The following is a 1,658-nucleotide window of genomic DNA, read 5'->3' as shown; positions in this document are numbered from 1 at the left end:
CTACTGCTAGGTGGGCTGGCCTCCGCACCGCTGCTCGCCGCCTCCCGCGCCCTCGCGCAGGCAGGCTACCCGGACAAGCCGGTCAAGCTGCTGGTGCCGTTCGCGCCCGGGGGTACCACCGACATCGTCGCCCGCGTGGTGGCGGGCGGCGTGCCCCCGCACTTCAACAACCAACCGCTGGTGGTGGAGAACAAGGGCGGCGGCGGCGGCGCGATCGGCGCCGCCGAGACGGCGCGGGCCAGGCCCGACGGCTACTCGCTCGGGATCGCCACGGTCTCCACGGTGGCCACCGTGCCGGCGATCCAGCCCTCGACGCCTTACGACCCGCTCACCGCCTTCACGCCGATCACCAACATCGCGGCGACCCCGAACGTGGTGGCCGTGCACCCCTCCTTCCCTGCCAAGACCTTCCAGGCTTGGGCCGAAGAGGTGAAGAAGAACCCGGGCAAGTACTCCTACGCCACCTCGGGCACGGGCAGCATCCTCCATCTCCAGATGGAGCTCTACAAGAGCCTCACGGGCGCGGACATGACCCACATCCCGTACCGCGGCTCGGGCCCGGCGCTCAACGACGCGGTGGGCGGGCAGGTGCTGGTCATCATCGACAACCTGCCCTCGGCGCTGCCCTTCCTCCAATCGGGGCGGCTCGTGCCCATGGTGGTGGCCTCGCCCCAGCGATCCGCCTCGCTGCCGGATGTGCCCACCTTCAAGGAGGTCGGTCTGGAGCCCGTGAACCGCACCGCCTTCTACGGCATCGTGGGACCGAAGGGGCTGCCGCGCCCGATCGTGGACCGGGTGCGCGACGCCGTGCTGAAGACGCTCGCCGAGCCGAACGTGCGCGCGCGCATCGAGGAGACCGGTTCCTTCATCGTGGGCAACACGCCGGAGGAGTTCGCGGCCGAGATCAGGACCGAGTACGAGGTCTACAAGAAGGTGGTGCAGGAGCGGAAGTTGCAGCCGGAGTAGGGACCGCAAAGGTTGCGATGCGGCCCTGGTAGCCTCTGATGCAAGGAGGGCTCTATGCGGACTCGTTTGCTCAACTGTCTTGCGATCGGTCTCGTGGCGCTTCCGGCGCTCTCGCGCGACGCGCACGCAGAGCTCGCTGTGATGATCTCGGGCGGCTTCGCTCTCGCGTATCAGGAGTTGTTGCCCGAGTTCGAGCGCACAACGGGCATCAAAGTCGTGACAACGTCCGGTGCGTCTCAGGGCACAGGCCCGACCACCATCAAGGCCCAGCTCGAACGCGGGGCACGCCCGGATGTGGTGATCCTGTCGAAGGAGGGACTGGAGGAGTTGATCGCGGCGAACCGGATCGTCGACGGGACAGAGGTCGGGTTGGCGAGCAGCCCGCTTGGCGCGGCGGTCCGTGCCGGGAGCCCGAGGCCGGACGTCGCCACCGTCGCCGCACTCAGGGAGAGCCTGTTGAAGGCGCGTCTGATCACGATGCCGGGCAGCACGAGCGGCATGTTCATCGAGGATGACGTGCTTCCCAGATTACGCATCGCCGACAGGGTGTCTTTGAAGGTGACGGCCCCAGGCGTGGAGTCCACTAGAGCGGTTCCTCGCTGGGTGGAATCGCGGAAAGAGCTTTGAGCGACGCGGGCCGGTGTGATTCCTGAGGTTCCGGCGGAAGTCGGAGGCGGTGATGGCGTGGCGTC

General features: G+C 68.0%; 2 protein-coding genes. Both read left to right on the top strand.

Translation table 11 applies throughout. The features are described from left to right. Positions 1-966: tripartite tricarboxylate transporter substrate binding protein BugE (locus VF794_RS00750; RefSeq protein ID WP_331106702.1), on the top strand; the 966-nt coding region annotated here is incomplete at its 5' end. Between the two features lie 54 nt (positions 967-1,020). Then, entirely contained in the window at positions 1,021-1,593 is a 573-nt protein-coding gene (locus VF794_RS00745; RefSeq protein ID WP_331106700.1) for a substrate-binding domain-containing protein, read from the top strand. Positions 1,594-1,658: the final 65 nt, after the last annotated feature.

The organism is Archangium sp., from assembly GCF_036389735.1.
In the GTDB taxonomy this organism is placed as follows: Bacteria; Myxococcota; Myxococcia; order Myxococcales; family Myxococcaceae; genus Archangium.
Note: the sequence above shows the minus strand (reverse complement) of the source record. Positions and strands in the feature narration are given on the sequence as shown.